Source organism: Citrobacter freundii complex sp. CFNIH4 (assembly GCF_002934505.1).
Taxonomy (GTDB): Bacteria; Pseudomonadota; Gammaproteobacteria; order Enterobacterales; family Enterobacteriaceae; genus Citrobacter; species Citrobacter freundii.
This window is the reverse complement of sequence record NZ_CP026231.1, coordinates 3405874-3428161: the sequence shown is the minus strand read 5'-3', so window position 1 is coordinate 3428161 and position 22288 is coordinate 3405874. Positions and strand designations below refer to the sequence as shown.

19 protein-coding genes and 3 pseudogenes are annotated in these 22288 nt (G+C 49.4%); 17 read left to right on the top strand and 5 right to left on the bottom strand.

Annotated elements, in window-relative coordinates; translation table 11 throughout:
- Nucleotides 1-216 precede the first annotated feature (216 nt).
- The 14 genes and pseudogenes from pcoA (at nt 217) to arsC (ending at nt 12913) form a co-directional block, all read left to right on the top strand.
- On the top strand, nt 217-2034 hold the full coding sequence (gene pcoA / locus C2U41_RS17465) for a multicopper oxidase PcoA (protein WP_049002685.1): 1818 nt from the start codon (nt 217-219) through the stop codon (nt 2032-2034).
- A 5-nt stretch (nt 2035-2039) separates the two neighbouring features.
- Complete coding sequence (gene pcoB / locus C2U41_RS17460) at nt 2040-2930, top strand: copper resistance outer membrane transporter PcoB (RefSeq protein WP_171861965.1); 891 nt, start codon at nt 2040-2042, stop codon at nt 2928-2930.
- A gap of 39 nt (nt 2931-2969) precedes the next feature.
- Nucleotides 2970-3350 carry a copper resistance system metallochaperone PcoC gene (gene pcoC / locus C2U41_RS17455; protein WP_000025662.1) on the top strand — a complete coding sequence of 127 codons (381 nt, stop codon included), beginning with the start codon at nt 2970-2972 and terminating at the stop codon, nt 3348-3350.
- Between the two features lie 55 nt (nt 3351-3405).
- Entirely contained in the window at nt 3406-4284 is an 879-nt protein-coding gene (gene pcoD / locus C2U41_RS17450; protein ID WP_229692861.1) for a copper resistance inner membrane protein PcoD, read from the top strand.
- A gap of 54 nt (nt 4285-4338) precedes the next feature.
- Entirely contained in the window at nt 4339-5019 is a 681-nt protein-coding gene (gene pcoR / locus C2U41_RS17445; protein WP_001188930.1) for a copper response regulator transcription factor PcoR, read from the top strand.
- Nucleotides 5016-6416 (top strand): copper resistance membrane spanning protein PcoS, encoded by a 1401-nt coding sequence (pcoS, locus tag C2U41_RS17440; RefSeq protein WP_009654301.1) that lies wholly within the window; start codon nt 5016-5018, stop codon nt 6414-6416. The genes pcoR and pcoS overlap by 4 nt, the downstream gene beginning before the upstream one ends.
- Before the next feature lie 215 nt (nt 6417-6631).
- A complete protein-coding gene (gene pcoE, locus C2U41_RS17435; RefSeq protein ID WP_038633679.1) occupies nt 6632-7066 on the top strand; it encodes a copper resistance system metallochaperone PcoE in 435 nt (144 codons plus the stop codon).
- Between the two features lie 96 nt (nt 7067-7162).
- Nucleotides 7163-7402, top strand: a pseudogene (locus C2U41_RS17430) (IS30 family transposase); the annotation flags it as partial.
- A 12-nt stretch (nt 7403-7414) separates the two neighbouring features.
- A pseudogene (locus C2U41_RS17425) lies at nt 7415-8308 on the top strand (IS3 family transposase); the annotation flags it as partial.
- A gap of 301 nt (nt 8309-8609) precedes the next feature.
- Nucleotides 8610-8960 (top strand): As(III)-sensing metalloregulatory transcriptional repressor ArsR, encoded by a 351-nt coding sequence (arsR, locus tag C2U41_RS17420; protein WP_049025755.1) that lies wholly within the window; start codon nt 8610-8612, stop codon nt 8958-8960.
- 47 nt (nt 8961-9007) lie between these two features.
- Nucleotides 9008-9370, top strand: coding sequence for an arsenite efflux transporter metallochaperone ArsD (gene arsD / locus C2U41_RS17415; RefSeq protein ID WP_048998181.1), 363 nt, complete (start codon nt 9008-9010; stop codon nt 9368-9370).
- Between the two features lie 16 nt (nt 9371-9386).
- The gene (gene arsA, locus C2U41_RS17410; protein WP_049014748.1) at nt 9387-11138 is read left to right on the top strand and encodes an arsenite efflux transporter ATPase subunit ArsA; all 1752 of its coding nucleotides are present in this window, start codon (nt 9387-9389) and stop codon (nt 11136-11138) included.
- A 47-nt stretch (nt 11139-11185) separates the two neighbouring features.
- A complete protein-coding gene (arsB, locus tag C2U41_RS17405) occupies nt 11186-12475 on the top strand; it encodes an arsenite efflux transporter membrane subunit ArsB (protein ID WP_049014746.1) in 1290 nt (429 codons plus the stop codon).
- 12 nt (nt 12476-12487) lie between these two features.
- The gene (gene arsC, locus C2U41_RS17400; RefSeq protein ID WP_048998205.1) at nt 12488-12913 is read left to right on the top strand and encodes a glutaredoxin-dependent arsenate reductase; all 426 of its coding nucleotides are present in this window, start codon (nt 12488-12490) and stop codon (nt 12911-12913) included.
- A 125-nt stretch (nt 12914-13038) separates the two neighbouring features.
- Here arsC and C2U41_RS29995 read toward each other — a convergent pair whose 3' ends face one another.
- Both C2U41_RS29995 and C2U41_RS17390 read right to left on the bottom strand, forming a co-directional pair.
- Entirely contained in the window at nt 13039-13371 is a 333-nt protein-coding gene (locus C2U41_RS29995; protein WP_326929924.1) for a GNAT family N-acetyltransferase, read from the bottom strand.
- Nucleotides 13289-14457 (bottom strand): IS3 family transposase gene (locus C2U41_RS17390; protein WP_100216202.1). Its coding sequence is split into 2 segments (ribosomal slippage): nt 13289-14208 and nt 14208-14457, totalling 1170 coding nucleotides; the frame shifts between segments, so codons are not numbered across the junction. Before C2U41_RS17390 ends, C2U41_RS29995 begins: the two co-directional genes overlap by 83 nt.
- A 46-nt stretch (nt 14458-14503) precedes the next feature.
- Here C2U41_RS17390 and C2U41_RS17385 point away from each other — a divergent pair.
- Nucleotides 14504-15067: a hypothetical protein gene (locus tag C2U41_RS17385; RefSeq protein ID WP_233901272.1), complete on the top strand. Its 564-nt coding sequence runs from the start codon at nt 14504-14506 to the stop codon at nt 15065-15067.
- 27 nt (nt 15068-15094) lie between these two features.
- Here the strand turns inward: C2U41_RS17385 and C2U41_RS17380 are convergent, their stop codons facing one another.
- From C2U41_RS17380 to C2U41_RS17370, 3 genes are all read right to left on the bottom strand, one after another.
- On the bottom strand, nt 15095-15766 hold the full coding sequence (locus C2U41_RS17380) for an EAL domain-containing protein (protein WP_003033848.1): 672 nt from the start codon (nt 15764-15766) through the stop codon (nt 15095-15097).
- Between the two features lie 252 nt (nt 15767-16018).
- The gene (locus C2U41_RS17375; RefSeq protein WP_003033850.1) at nt 16019-17254 is read right to left on the bottom strand and encodes a tyrosine-type recombinase/integrase; all 1236 of its coding nucleotides are present in this window, start codon (nt 17252-17254) and stop codon (nt 16019-16021) included.
- Nucleotides 17255-17403: 149 nt separating this feature from the next.
- The gene (locus C2U41_RS17370; protein ID WP_086529874.1) at nt 17404-17940 is read right to left on the bottom strand and encodes a GNAT family N-acetyltransferase; all 537 of its coding nucleotides are present in this window, start codon (nt 17938-17940) and stop codon (nt 17404-17406) included.
- 136 nt (nt 17941-18076) lie between these two features.
- Between C2U41_RS17370 and C2U41_RS17360 the strand changes: the two genes are divergently transcribed.
- Nucleotides 18077-19000: an IS5-like element IS903B family transposase gene (locus C2U41_RS17360; protein ID WP_001118619.1), complete on the top strand. Its 924-nt coding sequence runs from the start codon at nt 18077-18079 to the stop codon at nt 18998-19000.
- Between the two features lie 822 nt (nt 19001-19822).
- A pseudogene (gene pgaA, locus C2U41_RS17355) lies at nt 19823-22286 on the top strand (poly-beta-1,6 N-acetyl-D-glucosamine export porin PgaA).
- The last annotated feature ends 2 nt before the right edge of the window (nt 22287-22288 follow it).

Sequence of the window (22288 nt, the reverse complement as noted above, 5' to 3'; positions counted from 1 at the left end):
GTACATAAAAGATGTCCTTATGATCATATATAAAAATAATCAACCTGTGGGGAAGATGACGTAAATGTAATACAGCTATGTACATTACACGATTGTAATGAATTTGTTTCTTAAGGTGTGCTAGATTCATTTCATTGTAAGTGGATGAACCAGTAATTTAATTTAAATCGGTTCTCGAATTCTGTCAGTAACCATACTTTAAATAAGGGAATGCGCATGCTGTTGAAAACGTCTCGACGAACTTTCCTGAAGGGGTTAACCCTCTCTGGCGTAGCCGGAAGTCTTGGCGTATGGAGTTTCAATGCGCGTTCCAGTCTGAGCCTGCCAGTTGCCGCATCCCTGCAGGGTACTCAGTTTGACCTGACCATTGGTGAAACGGCCGTCAATATCACGGGCAGTGAGCGTCAGGCCAAAACAATCAATGGAGGCCTGCCGGGGCCCGTTCTTCGCTGGAAAGAAGGTGACACCATTACCCTGAAGGTCAAAAACCGTCTTAATGAACAGACGTCCATTCACTGGCACGGCATTATTCTTCCGGCCAATATGGATGGTGTTCCGGGGCTGAGTTTTATGGGCATAGAGCCTGATGATACCTACGTTTACACCTTTAAGGTTAAGCAGAACGGGACTTACTGGTACCACAGCCATTCCGGTCTGCAGGAACAGGAGGGGGTATACGGTGCCATTATCATCGATGCCAGGGAGCCAGAACCGTTTGCTTACGATCGTGAGCATGTGGTCATGTTGTCTGACTGGACCGATGAAAATCCTCACAGCCTGCTGAAAAAATTAAAAAAACAGTCGGATTACTACAATTTCAATAAACCAACCGTTGGCTCTTTTTTCCGCGACGTGAATACCAGGGGGCTGTCAGCCACCATTGCCGATCGGAAAATGTGGGCTGAAATGAAAATGAATCCGACTGACCTCGCGGATGTCAGTGGCTACACCTACACCTATCTCATGAACGGGCAGGCCCCGCTGAAAAACTGGACCGGACTGTTCCGTCCCGGTGAAAAGATACGCTTACGGTTTATCAACGGCTCGGCAATGACCTATTTCGATATCCGTATCCCCGGGCTGAAAATGACGGTCGTGGCTGCAGATGGCCAGTATGTAAACCCGGTTACCGTTGACGAATTCAGGATTGCCGTTGCCGAAACCTATGATGTCATTGTGGAGCCTCAGGGTGAGGCCTATACCATCTTCGCACAATCCATGGACAGGACCGGTTACGCTCGAGGGACACTGGCCACGAGAGAGGGGTTAAGTGCTGCCGTTCCCCCCCTCGATCCCCGTTCTCTGTTGACCATGGAAGATATGGGTATGGGGGGAATGGGACATGATATGGCAGGAATGGACCACAGCCAGATGGGAGGCATGGATAACAGCGGAGAGATGATGTCTATGGACGGTGCTGACCTTCCGGATAGCGGGACATCCTCCGCGCCCATGGATCACAGCAGCATGGCCGGTATGGATCATTCCCGGATGGCCGGAATGCCGGGTATGCAAAGTCATCCTGCGTCAGAAACGGATAACCCACTGGTTGATATGCAGGCGATGAGCGTCTCTCCGAAATTAAATGATCCGGGTATTGGTCTTCGAAATAACGGAAGAAAGGTTCTCACGTACGCGGATTTGAAAAGCCGCTTTGAGGATCCTGACGGACGTGAACCTGGCCGTACCATAGAACTGCATTTAACCGGCCACATGGAAAAGTTTGCCTGGTCATTTAACGGAATCAAGTTTTCAGATGCCGCACCGGTGCTGCTGAAATACGGTGAGCGGCTCAGGATCACGCTGATCAACGATACCATGATGACTCACCCCATTCACCTGCATGGTATGTGGAGCGATCTGGAAGATGAAAACGGTAATTTCATGGTTCGTAAACACACAATAGATGTTCCCCCTGGTACAAAACGCAGTTACAGAGTGACAGCAGATGCGCTTGGCCGCTGGGCGTATCACTGCCATTTGCTCTATCACATGGAAATGGGAATGTTTCGTGAAGTCCGGGTGGAGGAATGATGCGAATGAAGAGAAATTTGAAGGCCATACCTGTTCTGGTCGCCGGTTTCTTTACCTCACAGCTTTCTATTGCGGCGGGCTCCGTCTCTGCAGATCCCCACGCCGGGCACGACATGTCTGCCATGCAGATGCCAGCAGATGAGAATTTCACTGAGATGACGTCAATGGAGCCCATTGTAACTGAGAGCAGAACGCCAATTCCGCCTGTTACCGATGCCGACCGGAAGGCTGCATTCGGCAATTTACAGGGGCATGCGATTCACGACAGTGCGATTAATTATCTGGTTCTGCTGGATCAACTGGAATGGCAACGGTCGGATAACACCAACAATTTCAGCTGGAGTGTTAACAGCTGGATTGGAGGCGACACAGATCGGATTTGGCTAAAGAGTGAAGGTGAACGAAGCAATGGGGAAACGGAGGCGGCTGAAGCGCAGTTACTCTGGGGACATGCGGTTGGCCCATGGTGGGATTTGGTTGCGGGTGTCAGGCAGGATTTCAGACCTGCTTCTGCCCGGACCTGGGCTGCTGTCGGTTTTCAGGGGCTGGCACTCTATAATTTTGAGTCTGAAATTACGGGTTTTGTCAGTAATGGCGGAAAAGCAGCCCTTCGTCTGGGAGGAGAATACGACGTTTTACTGACTAACCGGCTCATACTCCAGCCATCCTATGAGGTGAATTTCTACAGTCAGGATGATGAATCGCGGGGTCGCGGCAGGGGACTGACTGACACAGAGCTGGGGCTCCGGCTGCGCTATGAAATACGCCGTGAGTTTGCACCCTATATAGGCGTTTCCTGGAATCAACTTTACGGGAAAACATCCGATATGGCGAAAAGAGAAGGTGAGAAAGACCATCAGGTAGTATTCCTGGCGGGAGCCAGAATCTGGTTTTAACGCACTGATATAAAACACTCAACTAAACAGGTAAATAAAATGTCGATTTTAAATAAAGCCATTCTTACAGGTGGCCTCGTTATGGGCGTTGCTTTCTCTGCTATGGCCCATCCGGAATTAAAAAGCTCTGTGCCACAGGCAGATTCAGCCGTAGCGGCCCCGGAAAAGATTCAGCTTAATTTCTCGGAAAATCTGACCGTGAAATTCTCAGGTGCAAAATTAACGATGACGGGTATGAAAGGCATGTCATCACATTCTCCGATGCCGGTCGCGGCAAAAGTGGCGCCAGGCGCTGACCCTAAATCGATGGTCATTATTCCGCGAGAGCCTTTACCCGCTGGCACTTATCGTGTTGACTGGCGCGCGGTTTCTTCAGATACGCACCCTATTACCGGTAATTACACCTTTACAGTGAAGTAATATTATGAACGACCTGATTATGATTGTTATTCGTTTTCTTCTTTATCTGGATTTGATGGTAATATTTGGATTGCCATTTTTTCAGATATATGGAATAAGCGGTGTCAGACATGAAACCTATAACCTGACTAATTTCAGGTCGTTTATAACCTTTGCTGTTGTTACAGGCATCATTCTTACTGGCATTAATATGCTCCTGGTATCTAATGCCATGAGTGGAGTAACTGACCTCAGAGAATTATCCATCCATGTTATCGAGATGGTGATAGAAGAAACTGATGTGGGTATTAGCTGGATTGTCAGGCTCTGTGCCCTGTTTACCACACTCGGTGCTTTGTTCCTTTACACTAATAAGAGAGTATTGTCCTGCCTGCTGATGACGATGAGTGGGGGCGTGGCGCTGGCTACACTTGCCTGGGGAGGACACGCCGTTATGCATGACGGTCTGCATTACTATCTCCATTTACTGAGCGATCTGACCCATCTCGGCGCTGCAGGTGCCTGGACAGGTGCTCTGGTTGCATTTGCTATCCTGCTGATGCGCAGAAACGAGCATAATGCACAGAGCGTCATTGTGATATCTGACTCCCTGGCAAAATTTGCCACGGCAGGAACGGTGATTGTTGTAGCCCTGATCCTGAGTGCGCTGGTCAACTATCTGTATATTGCTGAGGGTAACTTAACTCCCTTATTCAACAGTTCCTGGGGGAGGATATTGCTTGCCAAGACGGCTCTGTTTGTTCTGATGCTTCTTCTGGCTGCAGCAAACCGGTTTCACCTGGGTCCCCGGCTTGAAGTTATGGTCAGGGAAGGGAATTATGATCGCAGCGTTGCCCTGATGCGAAACAGCATCCTGACAGAATTCGTTGTTGCGATTATCATTCTGGGCGCCGTAGCGTGGCTCGGAATGCTTGCTCCGTCTCAGGTCAGCTAGGGGACAGCCAAAGCTCATGCGTGAGATTTTTACTTTCATATCAGCGAGTTGACCATGCAGCGTATTTTAATCGTTGAAGACGAACAAAAAACAGGTCGTTACCTGCAGCAGGGACTGGTTGAGGAAGGCTATCAGGCCGATCTCTTTAATAATGGCCGCGATGGTCTCGGGGCCGCGTCGAAGGGACAGTATGATTTGATAATACTGGACGTGATGCTGCCTTTCCTCGACGGGTGGCAAATCATCAGCGCACTGAGGGAGTCCGGGCACGAAGAACCGGTCCTGTTTTTAACCGCAAAGGACAACGTGCGGGACAAAGTGAAAGGACTGGAGCTTGGCGCAGATGACTACCTGATTAAGCCCTTTGATTTTACGGAGCTGGTTGCACGTGTAAGAACCCTGCTGCGCCGGGCACGCTCGCAGGCCGCAACAGTCTGCACCATCGCCGATATGACCGTTGATATGGTGCGCCGGACCGTGATCCGTTCGGGGAAGAAGATCCATCTCACCGGTAAAGAATACGTTCTGCTTGAGTTGCTGCTGCAACGCACCGGAGAAGTGTTACCCAGGAGTCTTATCTCGTCCCTGGTCTGGAACATGAATTTTGACAGTGATACGAATGTGATTGATGTCGCCGTGAGACGTCTGAGAAGTAAAATTGATGATGACTTTGAGCCAAAACTGATCCATACCGTTCGCGGTGCCGGATATGTCCTGGAGATCAGAGAAGAGTGAGGTTCAAAATTTCCCTGACCACACGCCTGAGCCTGATTTTTTCTGCGGTGATGCTTACGGTATGGTGGTTATCAAGTTTTATCCTGATTAGCACCCTTAATGGCTATTTCGATAATCAGGACCGCGATTTTCTGACAGGTAAACTTCAGCTCACCGAAGAGTTTCTTAAAACAGAGACGTTCCGGAACAAAACGGATATTAAGTCATTATCAGAAAAAATAAACGATGCGATGGTAGGGCACAATGGTTTATTCATTTCTATAAAAAACATGGAAAATGAAAAAATTGTTGAACTCTATGCCAAAAATTCTGTTGTTCCAGCGGTCCTGCTTAATAAGTCGGGTGATATTCTCGACTATATGATCCAGACGGAAGAAAATAACACCGTGTACCGCAGTATCTCGCGGCGGGTTGCCGTGACGCCGGAACAGGGTAAAAGCAAACATGTCATCATTACGGTTGCCACGGATACTGGGTATCATACCCTGTTTATGGACAAACTCAGTACCTGGCTGTTCTGGTTCAATATCGGTCTGGTCTTTATTTCTGTTTTTCTGGGCTGGCTGACCACACGTATTGGTCTGAAACCGTTACGGGAAATGACCAGTCTGGCTTCCTCCATGACTGTACACAGCCTGGATCAGCGTCTAAATCCCGATCTGGCTCCGCCGGAAATCTCTGAGACCATGCAGGAGTTCAATAATATGTTTGATCGCCTGGAGGGGGCATTCCGGAAACTGTCAGATTTCTCGTCTGACATCGCGCATGAGCTGCGCACACCAGTCAGTAATCTGATGATGCAGACGCAGTTTGCACTGGCTAAGGAAAGGGATGTTTCGCATTACCGCGAAATTTTATTCGCTAACCTGGAAGAACTGAAAAGGTTGTCACGAATGACCAGTGACATGCTTTTTCTGGCACGTTCAGAGCATGGTCTGCTGCGGCTGGATAAACATGATGTGGATCTGGCAGCCGAACTGAATGAATTACGTGAGTTGTTCGAGCCCCTGGCAGACGAAACAGGAAAGACAATCACGGTTGAAGGAGAGGGCGTTGTTACCGGAGACAGCGATATGCTCCGACGTGCTTTCAGTAACCTGCTTTCCAATGCAATCAAGTATTCTCCCGATAACACCTGTACAGCGATACACCTTGAGCGTGACAGTGACTGTGTGAACGTGATGATTACGAATACGATGTCCGGCCAGGTTCCCGCTAATCTGGAACGTTTGTTTGACCGGTTCTATCGCGCAGACTCATCAAGGTTCTACAACACGGAAGGCGCGGGGCTGGGATTATCAATTACAAGGTCGATCATTCATGCTCACGGCGGCGAGCTGTCAGCAGAACAGCAGGGGCGGGAAATTGTGTTCAGTGTGCGTCTGTTAATGGATTAATACCGTTATTCAGGAGAAACCCGGAAGGTGACAAAAATGTCATCGTTCAGTCACGCGATAAACAGAGTCGGTTTTTTATAATCAGCCATAAATCAGGACAGCGTGATAATTCAATCGCCCGGTTCCTGGCGTGATGATCAACCAGCCCTGAGATCAAATGCTTTCTCTGTTATAAGCATTGATTGTTCGGGTATGAAAACACCGGAGACCCAACCATGAAAAAGATCCTTGTATCCTTTATTGCCATGATGGCTGTCGCTTCATCTGCCTGGGCTGCAGAGACAATGAACATGCATGACCAGGTAAATAATGCCCAGGCGCCTGCCCATCAGATGCAATCATCCGCTGAAAAAAGTGCAGTTCAGGGGGAGAGCATGAAAATGATGGATATGAGCGGTCACGATCAGGCCGCAATGTCCCATGAAATGATGCAAAACGGCAATTCTGCTGCCCATCAGGACATGGCTGAAATGCATAAAAAAATGATGAAATCCAAGCCAGCAGCTTCTAACGAAACAGCAAAATCATTTTCCGAAATGAACGAGCATGAGAAAGCCGCTGTTATGCATGAGAAGGCGAATAATGGTCAATCTTCCGTTATTCATCAGCAGCAGGCTGAAAAGCATCGCAGCCAGATCACCCAGAATTAACCCGCAGCTCCACTTGTTAGACCCTCATTTGACGCCGAAGTCACTGGCTTATGCTCCCGTCCGGGAGCGTTTTTTTCCCATTGGACTGCCCCCACGACCGTAGCCACAGATATTCAGGTTTACTTCTGCGATCCTCAATCTCCCTGGCAACGCGGCTCAAATGAAAATACAAACAGATTACTCAGACAGTATTTTCCAAAAGGAACTGACTTATCAGTTCACAGCCAGCAAAGACTAAACAGTGTTGCCAGGCAGCTCAACGAGAGGCCAAGAAAAACGCTAGACTATGAATCACCCGCAGAGCGTTTTAACCAATGTGTTGCATCCACCTGTTGAACTCACAGCGGCGTACTTCGCAAAGCTGTCCGACTGAGGTACGCCTTTATCCGTGACAACTCCTGTTGCTGGCCTGTTCGCCTGCTCTGTCGGGTGCTGGATGTTCATCCTAGTGGTTTTTACGCCTGGCTTCAGCAGCCGCATTCACAACGCCATCAGGCAGACCTGAGACTGACAGGACAGATTAAACAGTTCTGGCTGGAATCGGGATGCGTCTATGGTTATCGCAAAATCCATCTGGATCTGCGGGACAGCGGGCAACAGTGCGGAGTGAACCGGGTCTGGCGACTGATGAAACGTGTCGGGATAAAGGCTCAGGTCGGATACCGGAGCCCGCGGGCACGTAAAGGCGAGGCCAGTATCGTGTCGCCCAACAGGCTCCAGCGACAGTTCAATCCGGATGCTCCGGATGAGCGTTGGGTAACGGACATAACCTACATCAGGACCCACGAAGGCTGGCTGTATCTTGCCGTTGTTGTTGATCTGTTCTCACGCAAAATTATCGGCTGGTCCATGCAATCCCGGATGACAAAGGACATTGTCCTGAACGCACTGCTGATGGCTGTATGGCGGCGTAATCCCCAAAAACAGGTGCTGGTTCATTCGGATCAGGGCAGTCAGTACACAAGCCATGAGTGGCAGTCGTTCCTGAAATCACACGGCCTGGAGGGCAGCATGAGCCGTCGCGGTAACTGCCATGATAATGCGGTTGCAGAAAGCTTTTTCCAGTTGTTGAAACGCGAACGGATAAAGAAAAAGATCTACGGAACGCGGGAAGAAGCCCGCAGCGATATTTTTGATTACATCGAAATGTTTTATAACAGTAAGCGTCGGCATGGTTCTAGCGATCAGATGTCACCGACAGAATATGAAAACCAGTATTATCAACGGCTCGGAAGTGTCTAGATTTTCCGTGGCGATTCAATACCCATACAAGTAAAACCTTTAGTTCAGTTTAGCATCGGCGTAACGCCATAAGAAGTTTGTTCTATCAACATTTCTTGAATCCCCAAATATTTTATTTGCATTCAGAATGGGAGTTACACCCTTTAAGGAAACGTATAAAAATATGAATATCAATAAGTTAACCAAGTTTCTGATATCAGGATAAAATGTTCCACGACAACAGTTACATATGTTTTTTCGAATGTATTGTTGCGATTGTAAACCTACAGAGTATCCTGTTATTAAATCAACCGGAGGACAGATGCTACTAACTTCCCTACGACTCTTCAAAAATCTCTCCGATGAAACCCGCTTGGGCATCGTGTTACTGCTCAGGGAAATGGGAGAGTTGTGCGTGTGCGATCTCTGTACGGCGCTGGATCAGTCGCAGCCAAAGATCTCCCGTCATTTGGCAATGCTCCGGGAAAGTGGACTATTGCTGGATCGCAAGCAGGGCAAGTGGGTTCACTACCGCTTATCCCCGCATATTCCTTCCTGGGCCGCTCAGGTGATTGAGCAGGCTTGGTTAAGCCAACAGGACGACGTACAGGCCATCGCCCGTAAGCTCGCATCAACCAACTGCTCTGGCAGCGGTAAGGCTGTTTGCCTCTAAAAATTTTGCCTGCACATATATGCTTTTCCGGATATGAGGTGTTAAAGATGAAAACGTTAACGGTGTTTGACCCGGTAATGTGCTGCAGTACCGGCGTATGTGGCTCAGATATCGATCAGGTTCTGGTTGATTTCTCTGCTGATGTGCAGTGGCTGAAAGGACGTGGCGTACAGGTTGAACGTTACAACCTGGCGCAGCAGCCCATGAGCTTTGTTCATAATGAGAAAGCGAAAGTATTCCTCGAAGCATCTGGAGCAGAAGGGCTTCCGCTACTGCTGTTGGACGGTGAAACGGTGATGGCAGGGCGGTACCCAAAACGTGCTGAGATAGCTCGCTGGTTTGGTATACCGCTGGAGAGGGTAGGGTTAGCTCCCACCAGCTGCTGTGGTGGTAATACTTCCTGTTGCTGATATGTCAGGAGGACATATGAAATTCTTACAGAACATCCCGCCTTATCTGTTTTTTACCGGTAAGGGAGGCGTAGGAAAAACTTCCATTTCCTGCGCGACGGCTATCCGCCTTGCCGAACAGGGTAAGCGGGTTTTGCTGGTCAGTACCGATCCTGCCTCGAATGTCGGCCAGGTATTCGACCAGGCTATCGGTAACACCATTCGCCCTGTGACGGCAGTTCCTGGGCTTTCTGCTCTGGAGATTGACCCGCAGGAAGCCGCCCAACAATACCGCTCCAGAATCGTTGATCCTATCAAAGGTCTTCTGCCTGATGACGTTGTTAACAGTATCAGCGAACAGCTTTCAGGAGCCTGTACGACTGAGATTGCGGCGTTCGATGAGTTTACTGGCTTACTGACCGACGCTTCTCTGCTGACCCGCTTTGATCACATCATTTTTGATACAGCGCCGACGGGCCACACGATTCGCCTTCTCCAGCTTCCCTGTGCCTGGAGTAGCTTCATTGAAAGTAATCCAGATGGTGCTTCCTGTCTTGGCCCAATGGCCGGGCTGGAAAAGCAGCGTGAGCAGTATGCTCATGCAGTAGAGGCGCTATCCGATCCTGAACGTACCCGCCTGGTTCTGGTTGCACGACTGCAAAAATCTACGCTGCAGGAAGTCGCCCGCACTCATGAAGAACTGGCTGCAATTGGCCTGAAAAACCAGTACCTGGTTATTAATGGTGTGCTGCCTAAAGCAGAAGCTGAACATGACGCCCTTGCCGCTGCGATATGGCAACGGGAACAGGAAGCACTGGCAAATCTTCCTGCCGGTTTATCTGAGCTATCGACAGATACCTTATTACTCCAGCCAGTCAACATGGTTGGCGTGTCTGCATTGAAGGGACTACTGGACACCAGTGCAAGAGCATTACCGCTGCCTGCAAGGAACGTCCTGTACACGCCTGAAAACTTATCGCTCTCTGTCCTGGTTGATGATATCGCTCGCAGTGAACACGGTTTGATTATGCTGATGGGCAAAGGTGGCGTAGGTAAAACCACGATGGCTGCTGCCATCGCCGTCAGGCTGGCGGATATGGGATTTGATGTCCATCTCACCACCTCAGATCCCGCTGCACATCTCAGTGCAACGCTCAATGGAAGTCTTAAAAATCTGCAGGTCAGCCGAATTAACCCTCACGATGAAACTGAACGCTATCGGCAGCATGTTCTTGAGACGAAAGGCAGGAATCTGGATGAGGCAGGGAAACGGCTGCTCGAAGAGGATTTACGTTCTCCTTGCACGGAAGAGATTGCGGTGTTCCAGGCGTTCTCACGCGTAATCCGTGAAGCAGGCAAACGGTTTGTGGTCATGGATACGGCACCTACCGGGCATACGCTATTACTGCTTGATGCTACCGGGGCTTATCACCGTGAGATTGCCAAGAAGATGGGGAATAAAGGTCATTTTTCCACTCCGATGATGCAGCTTCAGGACCCGGAACGCACCAAAGTCCTGATGGTCACTTTGCCTGAAACCACACCGGTACTGGAAGCGGCTAACCTGCAGACTGACCTTGAAAGAACGGGGATTCATCCGTGGGGCTGGATTATCAATAACAGCCTTTCCATTGCGGATACGTGTTCTCCGTTGCTTTGCCAGCGTGCCCGGCAGGAAGTGCCTCAGATTGAGGCTGTTAAGAATCAGCACGCTGACCGTATAGCGCTTGTTCCGGTGCTGGCGTCAGAGCCCGCCGGTATTGAAAAGCTCAGAGAGTTGATGAGTTAATTTTTTGGCATATACAGGGCGACAAAGTCGCCCTGTCAGGAGGTTTTATGTTACTGGCAGGCGCTATTTTTGTCCTGACCATCGTGTTGGTTATCTGGCAACCGAAGGGATTAGGGATTGGCTGGAGTGCGATGCTGGGTGCGGGGCTGGCTCTGATATCTGGTGTTGTGCATGTAAGCGATATTCCGGTGGTGTGGAATATCGTCTGGAACGCGACAGCGACCTTTATTGCCGTGATTATCATCAGCCTGCTGCTTGATGAATCAGGTTTTTTCGAATGGGCAGCGCTGCACGTATCTCGTTGGGGGAATGGTCGTGGTCGTTTGCTCTTTACCTGGATCGTCCTGCTCGGCGCAGCGGTAGCGGCACTGTTTGCCAACGATGGTGCGGCACTTATTCTGACGCCGATAGTCATCGCCATGCTGCTGGCATTAGGGTTCAGTAAAGGTACTACGCTGGCATTTGTCATGGCCGCCGGGTTTATTGCCGATACAGCCAGTCTGCCGCTTATCGTGTCGAACCTGGTGAATATCGTCTCGGTGGACTTCTTTGGTCTGGGATTCACCAAATATGCGTCGGTAATGGTGCCGGTTGATATTGCAGCCATTTTTGCCACGCTGGTTATGCTGCATCTGTTCTTCCGCAAAGATATTCCGCCTACTTACGACCTGGCTCTCCTGAAAGCACCGGCAAAAGCGATTAAAGATCTGGCAACCTTCAGAACCGGCTGGATCGTGTTGATCCTTCTTCTGGTTGGCTTTTTCGTTCTTGAGCCGCTCGGTATTCCCGTTAGCGCGATTGCGGCTGTTGGCGCTGTAATCCTGTTTGCGGTGGCGAAACGAGGCCATGCCATTAACACTGGCAAAGTGCTGCGTGGTGCGCCATGGCAGATCGTCATATTCTCGCTGGGGATGTATCTGGTGGTCTATGGTCTGCGTAATGCCGGACTAACAGAATACCTCTCCGGTGTGCTGAACGTGCTGGCAGATAAAGGACTTTGGGCCGCGACGTTTGGTACCGGCTTCCTGACGGCTTTCCTGTCTTCCATCATGAACAATATGCCTACCGTGCTGGTTGGCGCTCTCTCTATTGATGGCAGCACCGCAACAGGCGTTATCAAAGAGGCGATGATTTATGCCAACGTGATTGGCTGCGATCTGGGACCGAAAATTACACCGATTGGTAGCCTGGCAACGCTGCTCTGGCTGCATGTCCTTTCACAGAAGAACATGACCATCACCTGGGGATACTATTTCCGCACCGGGATCGTCATGACTCTGCCTGTGCTGTTTGTAACGCTGGCCGCGCTGGCGCTACGTCTCTCTTTCACTTTGTAATGAGATACTGATATGAGCAACATCACCATTTATCACAATCCAGCCTGCGGCACGTCGCGTAATACGTTGGAGATGATCCGAAACAGCGGTACTGAACCGACCGTTATTCTTTACCTCGAAAACCCACCTTCACGCGATGAGCTGGTCAAACTCATTGCGGATATGGGCATTTCCGTCCGTGCTTTGCTGCGTAAGAACGTCGAGCCGTATGAGGTACTGGGTCTTGTAGAAGATAAATTTACTGACGACCAGCTAATCGACTTTATGCTGCAACATACGATTCTGATTAACCGTCCGATTGTGGTGACGCCACTGGGAACTAAACTGTGTCGCCCTTCCGAAGAGGTACTGGATATTCTTCCGGAACGTCAGAAAGGAGCGTTTACCAAAGAGGATGGCGAGAAGGTCATTGGCGAAACGGGGAAGCGTGTTAAGTAATCTGCCCACTTCAAAATATCGGACGCCTGTTAACGCTATGCGGGCGTCCACCTTTCGCTCATAGCAGACCTCGCAACGCTTCAGGCGGTCCGCTTTGGGCCAAAAGCGGACGTCAAAATGTGTGTTCAGCTAGCGTAAGTTGAGCGTTTCATAATGATATCTCTCTGCGGGTCTGACCCAACCTGAAAGATATGCTCACCCACCTCGGTAAACCCAAGCTTACGGTAAAAAGAGATGGCCCTTGGGTTATGTTCCCAGACACCTAACCAGACAGGATCCGATCCCTTTGCCTCAAATTCAGCAAAGCACTTTTGCATCAGTGCCTGTGCAAATCCTTTACCATGGTAGGGCTCATCGACATACAGACTGTAGTGGTCAACTAAAACTGGCCACGGCTTTAGAGTTTTTCCAGTATCGGTTTTCCGATTCGTTTGGGGGCAACCCACCGTTATAGTCATGCGGCCTTAGCGAGCTGTAATACCCGACGATATAGTCTGTGATCGCATGAGCAGCATCGCTAAAGTTTATATAACCTGTCACTGGCACCCACTCGTTTTTCAGACTACGGAAGAAGCGTTCCATCGGGCTGTTGTCCCAACAGTTTCCACGTCGGCTCATACTCTGCCTGATCTGGCAACGCCACAGTAACTGCCGGAACTGCCTGCTTGTATAGTGGCTACCCTGGTCACTGTGGAACATCACTCCGGCTGGTTTACCGCGAGCTTCCCACGCCATTTCCAGCGCTCTGATGGTCAGCTTGCTATCCGGCGAGAATGACATTGCCCAGCCCACTGGTTTCCTTGCGAACAGATCGAGAACAACTGCAAGGTAAGCCCAACGCTTGCCTGTCCAGATGTACGTCACATCGCCGCACCACACCTGGTTAGGTTCTGTCACTGCGAACTGTCGCTCAAGGCGATTCGGGATAGCGATGTGTTCATGACCAACACGTTTATACCGGTGGGTAGGCTGCTGACAACTCACCAGCCCCAGTTCTTTCATGAGCCTGCCAGCAAGCCAGCGTCCCATTCTGAAGCCTCTCAGGGTTGCCATAATGGCGATACTTCTTGCGCCAGCAGAGCCATGGCTGATGTTATGCAGCTCCCGAACCTGGCTGCGTAACACAGCTCGCCAGCCGTCTGGCTTTTCGGCGCTTTTCTCCCAGTATTTGTAGCTACTGCGATGAACCCCGAACACGTGGCAGAGTGTGACCACAGGATACTGCGCTCTGAGTTTCCCGATTAACGAGAATTGTTCAGGGAGTCTGACATCAAGAGCGCGGTAGCCTTTTTTAATATGTCGTTTTCCATTTCAATGCGTTGTAGCTTTTTCTTCAGCTCACGTATTTCAATCTGTTCCGGGGTTATAGGGGAGGCTTTAGGTATTTTGCCCTGTCGTTCATCCCGCAACTGCTTTACCCATCGCGTCATGGTAGAAAGACCCACATCCATAGCACTGGCCGCAGCTGCAACGGTGTAGTTCTGATCAAGGACCAGTTGAGCGGATTCACGTTTAAACTCTGCGCTGAAATTTCTTTTTTTCATTGAGGCACCTGTAATGTTCTGAGGTGAGCATATCACCTCTGTTCAGGTGGCCAAATTCAGTAAACCACTACAAATGCTTGGAGAGGGATTAGGAGATCTGACTAAACAGGTGACGGGCTTTGTTGGTGAGATTTCCGGCGTAGTGTCTGATCTGAATGAAGGGCTTCGCTCCCGTTTCCCTCAGTGGTTCACTAATAGCGATAAGCCAGCGGCCCAGGCCCTCTACGATGGTGCTGTGGGTGGTTCTGCGAGTGCTACAGCGGATTGGATTCAGGATAAGACGGGCTTCAATACTCGTTCAGTGGGGCCAGCTATCATGGATTGGTTGGGCGTTGGTGGCGGTAATGCTGGAACAGCGGCAAATCAATACAGCCTAAATGGTGATTCTCTTCGTGGTTCCGCAATGTCACTCAGCAGCGGCAATGCGCCAGTGTACACGGTGAATCCTACATTCAATCTAAATCTTGAGGCATCCGTACCGCTCACTATCGCCAGCGATAGCTCAAGATTAAGCGATTACATTGATTTCCAGGCGAGAGCTTCTCAAGCCAGCTTTGCTCAGTCGCTAACGCTGCAAATGTCGTCCGGTCAATCGTCTACAGGTGGGTGATACATCAAAGGGGTGATGGTTTCAACACTACAGCAATGAATCCACATTTTTAAAAGGGACAGATTTAATAAGATACCCCTGTAATCCCCAAATCCCCACCTCACGCAGTATTCCCAAATGTTCTCGATTCTCAATCCCTTCGATAATAACTTTGCCGCAGTGTTTTTGAATGGAAGCAATCAGCGGGTAGAAGGTTGGTTTCTGCACCTGCTGATTAAAGAAGCAGCGATCTACTTTTACAACCTCAAAGTATCCTTCCATCAAACTAACTACATTCGCGTTTCCTGCGCCAAGGTCATCGAGCCATAGCCCATTTACACCCTGGCTCAGTGCCTTTAACAAGGGGTTTTTTAATCCTTTATCTAAACCTAGGAAATTCTCAGAAAGCTCAAGTTTGATGAATGGCATCGATTCGAAAGTTTGTCTAAGTATGTAGTCATGACGTATCAGAAAAGCCATTTGCTGATCAATGTTCAGTGTACAAAATAGATTCTTTCGTTCGAACCACTTTTGCATACTGGCAATGTTTCCGCATTGTTCGTATAGGAAAAGCCGTTTCCTATCTAAATCCCAAGATGAAATTACGAACTCAGGATGAAGGGGGCGTCCATCTGGGGAAATGAAGCGAGTGAGAAGCTCAACGCCCAACAACTTTTCGTCAATGCTTACTATAGGTTCAGCAATGAATGTAGTATCCATAACAAACACCTTAAATTTCTACATAGGTTCATTCATAATGTGGTCTTTGTAACAAAAAATCAATAATGGTTTCTGTTATTTAAGTGTGTAACCTACTGAATTTGGTGGGTTTTTTTTTGTGGTTTTAGTGTTATGGCTTTGATGCTTTTTGTTACTGTTTTAATCTTGCTTTGTTCGTAAAGCAAGAATTAGCGTGTATTATTCATAAACAATAGCTTATTAATCTAATCAATTTGTTTATAAATAAGGGGCTTACGCCCCTTTTTCCGTTTCAGGGAAGATGATCTCTGGATAATCCACCATTTCCACATAGTCGGACAATTCTTTCATGGAACACCCCGCGCTGTATGTCTTGAATGCTTCTGTGGCTGCGGCTTGGGAAGAGTGCCCCGTGATGTAGCCTATACGCTGTTCGGGTACTCCGGCACGGTCAAGACACGTGATAAAATGCCCCCTCAAACTGTGAAAGCATTGGCGATCTGTAGCCATAGGCACTACGCGACGCCGTAAGCGGGTGAATGCCTGGGAATAGAACGGCCCCTTTTTCCCGTCTTTGCGTTCAATCTTGTTAGCCTGTGGTAACAGGTAATCTCCAGTGTTCAAACTCAGATAATAATCCACCATACCGATCAGAAAAGCGTGGATCGGTATGTGCCTAACCCCTGCTTTCGTTTTCGATTTGCTAATGAAGAAAGTCTGTATCCCTTCCACTATAACAACATCTGATTTTTTCAAGCTGGCGATTTCGTCCAGCCTTGCACCAGAGAACAAACCGATCAGAATGACGGCTCGTAGTTCTTCGTCTGCTTCGTTGAGCAGGGTAGATAGTTGATGCCATTCAAACGGCTGGTAGCTCTCAATAGTGCGCCGTGCTTCGAGGTTCATGCCGTGAAACGGATTAAGCGGCGCTATAGCGTCGTAGCGACGTTTGGCAAACTCATAGAGGCTTCCCAGTGACGTTAACCAGTTTTGCAGCGTCTGCCCTGCTACGTCGCGTTTCTGCTGTTCTTCGATGAAATCCGTAACCAGCCGCCGTCCTATCTGATCCAAACTGATATCAACTTTCCCGATACTCTGGAGAAAAACCTCCACGGCTCGCGCCGATTTGCTCAGTGTGGACAGTGAACGCCGATCCCGGTAAGCAGTGGCGTATTCGTCACGTAATAGGCACAGATGAGGAATAGAACTGGCTCGCTCCTCAATCAGGGGTTTGTTTTTATTCTTGCGGATCTGTGAGTGCAGGGAAGTGATCGCAAGCTGGATGCGCCTGTCCTCTGTATCTGGCTTGAATTGTTCTTTCAGGTTGTTCCACTCTACCAGCATGTGATTGCGGAAGTGTCGAGCCTTGTAAATGTCTCTTGTACCAGTGCTTTTCCGGTAGAGGCGCTTCCCGCCGAACATGTGGCGCATGTAAGCAGGAACGTAGATTTGAAACTGCCAAACGCCGTCCGGTGAAAGATAAAGATACTCCTGGCCCTTGATTGTCATGAGATTGATCCTCTAAAATCTCGCAATCAAGTATCAATAATAGTTACTATGTTGATTCTATGACCGTCGCGTTATGGAAAAATGAAACAGAGTTTCGATTCCCTTCGCCCGCTCCAAAACTCTCTCCCTGTAGTTATTCTTTATAAATGTTAAATAGCGACACCGAAATCCGGTGGTAGTGTGCTGTTACCTTCACCCAGATTACGTTGTAGCAATACCGTGTCGAGCCATAGTCCATGTTTGAAGCCAATGTTTTTCAGTGTGCCGATTTCCGTAAATCCGGCCTGCTGATGGACTTTTAACGATCCCTGATTATTGCTGTCGCCGACGATGGCAATCAGTTGCCGATAGCCCTGTGCTTCAGCCCAGCCGATCACATGACGCAGTAAAGCCTTTCCTACACCCTGACGCTGAGCCGTTGGAGCAATATAAATCGAATCCTCAAGGGTATAGCGGTAGGCATAACGCTCGCGATAGTGGGTGAGGTAGCAATACCCGATGACCTTATCTTCCTGTAGCGCGACGACCCACGGCAGCCCGAGGCTGCGGATTTTTTCCAGACGAGCAAACATCTGGTGAGCATCCGGCGGGTCGGTTTCAAAGCTGCCGGTACCGTGAAGAACATGATGTGCATAAATATCGCGTATGGCGGGGATGTGCTTTTCTTCTGCGTTAACGATTTTCATTGACCGGCTCCCATTGGCGTCTTTGCCCAGATTATCTGAAAGACTGAGGGGAAGGTAAGGGCTTTGTTGAATAAATCGAACTTTTGCTGAGTTGAAGGATCAGATCACGTATCTTCCCGACAACGCAGACCGTTCCGTGGCAAAGCAAAAGTTCAAAATCACCAACTGGCCCACCTACAATAAAGCCCTCATCAACCGTGGCTCCATAACTTTCTGGCTGGATGATGAAGCTATTCAGGCCTGGTATGAGTCAGCAACACCTTCTTCACGAGGCAGACCTCAGCGCTATTCTGACCTTGCCATCACGACTGTGCTGGTCATTAAACGCGTATTCAGGCTGACCCTGCGCGCTGCGCAGGGCTTTATTGATTCCATTTTTTCTCTGATGAACGTTCCGCTACGCTGCCCGGATTACAGCTGTGTCAGCAGGCGGGCAAAGTCGGTTAATGTCAGTTTCAAAACGCCCACCCGGGGTGAAATCGCACACCTGGTAATTGATTCCACCGGGCTGAAGGTCTTCGGTGAAGGCGAGTGGAAAGTCAAAAAGCATGGCCAGGAACGCCGCCGTATCTGGCGTAAGCTGCATCTCGCCGTTGACAGTAAAACACATGAAATCATCTGCGCTGACCTGTCGCTGAACAACGTTACGGACTCAGAGGCCTTCCCCGGGTTAATCCGGCAAACCCACCGGAAAATCAGGTCAGCCGCCGCCGATGGCGCTTACGATACCCGGCTATGTCACGATGAACTGCGGCGTAAGAAAATCAGCGCGCTTATCCCTCCCCGAAAAGGTGCGGGTTACTGGCCCGGTGAATATGCAGACCGTAACCGTGCAGTGGCTAATCAGCGAATGACCGGGAGTAATGCGCGGTGGAAATGGACAACAGATTACAACCGTCGCTCGATAGCGGAAACGGCGATGTACCGGGTAAAACAGCTGTTCGGGGGTTCACTGACACTGCGTGACTACGATGGTCAGGTTGCAGAGGCTATGGCCCTGGTACGAGCGCTGAACAAAATGACGAAAGCAGGTATGCCTGAAAGCGTGCGTATTGCCTGAAAACACAACCCGCTACGGGGGAGACTTACCCGAAATCTGATTTATTCAACAAAGCCGAAGGTAAGTGCAAAAAATTATGCTTCGAACAGTTGCTTGCAATGCTAATAGGCTTTCATATTGTAAGGGGAAATAATTGATTGTGGTTGATGTTGTCAATAATACGCAAGGTTGGTAAATACATTAACGCGCAGAGTAATACACAATTATTCGTGCACGTCTTCGAGCGTGTATCCAAATACCAATTATGGTAGGTTTCGAAAAATGATGAAGAAAGTTATTTGATTTCAATGTGTTGTTTCTGTATCTAATTCTTCTTGCGCCTGTACTCTTATTTTCATTTCATTGGCCCTGTTTGAGCCCTAAAAATTAAGTTATATTTTGTTGTTAGCAGAGAGCCTATTATCAGATTTTTCTCTATTCATCTCTCAAAATAGTTACCATGCAAACAGTTGCGCGGTGTAGCTATGCTAACCAGCAATAGTAAGCATCGTCACATTATGTCACCGGGCAAACTTTGTTTAAATCCAGAATTCAATCCCAAGAGTATTAGGATTATTTAGTCTAAAATACTTTTTTGACTAAGACTTTTCTTATTACGTAGCCATGAACTACATGGAGTGATAAAATTCCCGAGTTTATGCCTCCTGCTCAACGATTAGAGGACGCGGTGCGGGTAGTCAATAAGACGAAAGAATTAATTGCTTTATAACCCTATTACGAAATAAGCGGCAGTGCATCTTACATGGTCGGCAATCGTCAGGGATTGACCTTAACTTATTGAAAACGCTTATTTTTACTCTGATGTAAGATATAAGGGCAGATATGTTCAGTATGCGTCGACATGCCAACTTCATTAAACGTTTTAAGTCCGTAAGCTGTTTATTTACGGCCAGCATTCTTTTCCCTATGCAAATCTCTGCTGCGGTATCTGATTATGATGCTTTGGTTATTGAAGCGCGGGGGGGGGAATAGTGCGCCGCTATTGCGCTACCTTGAGGATCAGGGAAAGAAAAGCGCGCTAACGCCAAACCAGGTTGCCGACTGGCTGCAAGTTTCTAGTTGGGTTGAGAACAACGATAAAACAACAATTGAAATCTGGCAGCGGTATCGTGGTCAGATGGATGTGCCTGCACGGGGAAAAGTCGCCGCAGCGCGTGCGTATCGTAACCAGAAAAACTGGAATGATTCATTGGCGGTGTGGGAACGCGTTTTACAGGAAGAACCTGATAACGTGGATGTACGCACCGGCTGGATAATGACGCTGGCAGATGCGCGCTACAATCAGCAAGCCCTTACCGAAGCGAATAAATGGGCTCAGGCGCATCCGGGGGCTGATTCCGATGCGCTACTTGCCTATGTCTATCACTCTCAGGGGAAAAACTGGGACGCGCTGTTGGTTGCCAGCCAGGCGGATGACGTCGATCCTGGCAACAAAAATGCAAAATCCACGCTGCTGTCTGCGCTGTCAGCGAACCGTGTTTCCGGACCAGCCTTAAATATGGCGGAAGTCGTACCCACGGCAGATCCGGTGAAGCGTCGCCTTGAGCTTGATGCGGCGGCTGAAATGGTCCGATCCTCTTATACGTCCGCACGTAATGAAGAAGAACGTTTTATCGTAGCAGATAAAGCGCTGGCCCGTTATGACCAGTTGTTGGCGGCCTGGAAAGATGAGCCGTCTGCGCAGAATGATGTCCGCCGGGCGAGAATAGACCGTATGGGTGCCCTGTTGGTGCGTAAACGTACTGCCGAAGTGATCGAGGAATATGAGTCCCTTTCCGCAAGCGGCGAAGTACCAAACTACGCAAAACGTTGGGTGGCATCAGCATGGTTAAGCGAGCGTCAGCCGGAAAAAACCGAAGCGATGTTGGCGAGCATCTACTACCCAAATGGGCCTATCCCGGTGACGCCGCTCAGTCCAGAGGATCAACAAGATCTGTTCTATGCACACATTGATAATGAAAACTTCGATGCTGCCAAAAAACAAGTCGATGATTTGATCAAAGAAAGTCCGTATCTGCGGCGTATCTATGGCTCGCCAACGCCGCAGCCTAACGATAACTGGCTGCTCGGACAGTCGCTGCTGACGCAATATCATATCGCTGCCAATGAACTGCCAGAGGCAGAAAAGCTCGCAGAGCATCTGGCACGAACAGGCTCCGGTAACCAGGGACTGCGCATTTCCTATGCCTCTGTGCTTGAAGCGCGTGGATTGCCGCATGCGGCGGAGAAAGAGCTTAAGCTGGCGGAAGTGATTGAGCCAAGCAATCTGGAGCTGGAGCGTCAGCAGGCTTACGTTGCGCTGGATCTCCAGGAATGGAAGCAGGCCGATGAACTGACGGATGACGTTATTGCCCGTAGCCCGGATGATGAAGCGACGCTGCGCCTCGCGCGTATTCGTGATGTCCACAAAATGTCGGAAGTGCGCATTAGCGGCACGCAGGGGATCTCGTCCGATAGCCCGGTCAGCGGTAAGAATGACTTCAACATCAACACGGCTATTTACAGTCCGCCGATTAATGACAACTGGCGACTGTTTACTGGATTCAACTTCGCTACCGGTGAATTTGAGGAAGGGAAGGGCATCAGCCGCGATCTGGCGGCGGGTGCAGAATGGACTTCCCGTGATTACTGGGCGGAAATGGAAGTGTCTGGCCGAAATTATGGCGATGGTCAGAAGATTGGTGGGCGTCTATCCGGCTGGCATGACTTCAATGACAACTGGCGCGTAGGCGGTTCGGCCGAGCGCTTGTCGCGTAATACGCCATTGCGCGCGCTGCGTAGCGGTGTGTATGCCAACGGCGGCGATATGTTCGTTCGCTGGTATCAAAACGAACGACGTGAATATCAACTGTCGTTTGCTGCATCACATTTCTCAGACGGTAACGATCGCATCGAATACGGACTCAGCGGAAAAGAGCGCATCTGGACCACGCCTCGCTTCACGCTGGACTTTACGCCGGGCATTGGCGGGAGCACCAACACCAAAGAGAATGTGCCGTATTACAACCCGAAGAGTGATTTTTCGGTTGTCCCTGGCCTGAGCGCTGAGCAGGTTCTTTACCGCCACTATGATACCGTCTGGACGCAGCAAGGTCTGGCAGGCGTAGGTGGCTACTGGCAGCAAGGTGAAGATGCAGGCGCTATCGTCCAGGTAGGATACGGACAACGGCTTAAATGGAACAACGTCGTAGATGGCGGGGTGATGCTGATTTGGGATAAACGCCCCTATGACGGTAAACGTGAGCGGAATATCTCCCTCGCTTTCGATTTAAATGTCAGGTTTTAAGG

What these genes read in the sequence shown, in the direction of transcription:
- arsB (WP_049014746.1), top strand. Translation starts at nt 11,186, where the DNA reads ATGTTACTGGCAGGCGCTATTTTTGTCCTGACCATCGTGTTGGTTATC.
- arsC (WP_048998205.1), top strand. Translation starts at nt 12,488, where the DNA reads ATGAGCAACATCACCATTTATCACAATCCAGCCTGCGGCACGTCGCGT.
- arsD (WP_048998181.1), top strand. Translation starts at nt 9,008, where the DNA reads ATGAAAACGTTAACGGTGTTTGACCCGGTAATGTGCTGCAGTACCGGC.
- arsR (WP_049025755.1), top strand. Translation starts at nt 8,610, where the DNA reads ATGCTACTAACTTCCCTACGACTCTTCAAAAATCTCTCCGATGAAACC.
- arsA (WP_049014748.1), top strand. Translation starts at nt 9,387, where the DNA reads ATGAAATTCTTACAGAACATCCCGCCTTATCTGTTTTTTACCGGTAAG.
- C2U41_RS17375 (WP_003033850.1), bottom strand. Translation starts at nt 17,254, where the DNA reads ATGACAATCAAGGGCCAGGAGTATCTTTATCTTTCACCGGACGGCGTT.
- pcoC (WP_000025662.1), top strand. Translation starts at nt 2,970, where the DNA reads ATGTCGATTTTAAATAAAGCCATTCTTACAGGTGGCCTCGTTATGGGC.
- pcoA (WP_049002685.1), top strand. Translation starts at nt 217, where the DNA reads ATGCTGTTGAAAACGTCTCGACGAACTTTCCTGAAGGGGTTAACCCTC.
- pcoR (WP_001188930.1), top strand. Translation starts at nt 4,339, where the DNA reads ATGCAGCGTATTTTAATCGTTGAAGACGAACAAAAAACAGGTCGTTAC.
- C2U41_RS29995 (WP_326929924.1), bottom strand. Translation starts at nt 13,371, where the DNA reads ATGACTATAACGGTGGGTTGCCCCCAAACGAATCGGAAAACCGATACT.
- pcoD (WP_229692861.1), top strand. Translation starts at nt 3,406, where the DNA reads ATGGTAATATTTGGATTGCCATTTTTTCAGATATATGGAATAAGCGGT.
- pcoB (WP_171861965.1), top strand. Translation starts at nt 2,040, where the DNA reads ATGAAGAGAAATTTGAAGGCCATACCTGTTCTGGTCGCCGGTTTCTTT.
- C2U41_RS17380 (WP_003033848.1), bottom strand. Translation starts at nt 15,766, where the DNA reads ATGGATACTACATTCATTGCTGAACCTATAGTAAGCATTGACGAAAAG.
- pcoE (WP_038633679.1), top strand. Translation starts at nt 6,632, where the DNA reads ATGAAAAAGATCCTTGTATCCTTTATTGCCATGATGGCTGTCGCTTCA.
- C2U41_RS17370 (WP_086529874.1), bottom strand. Translation starts at nt 17,940, where the DNA reads ATGAAAATCGTTAACGCAGAAGAAAAGCACATCCCCGCCATACGCGAT.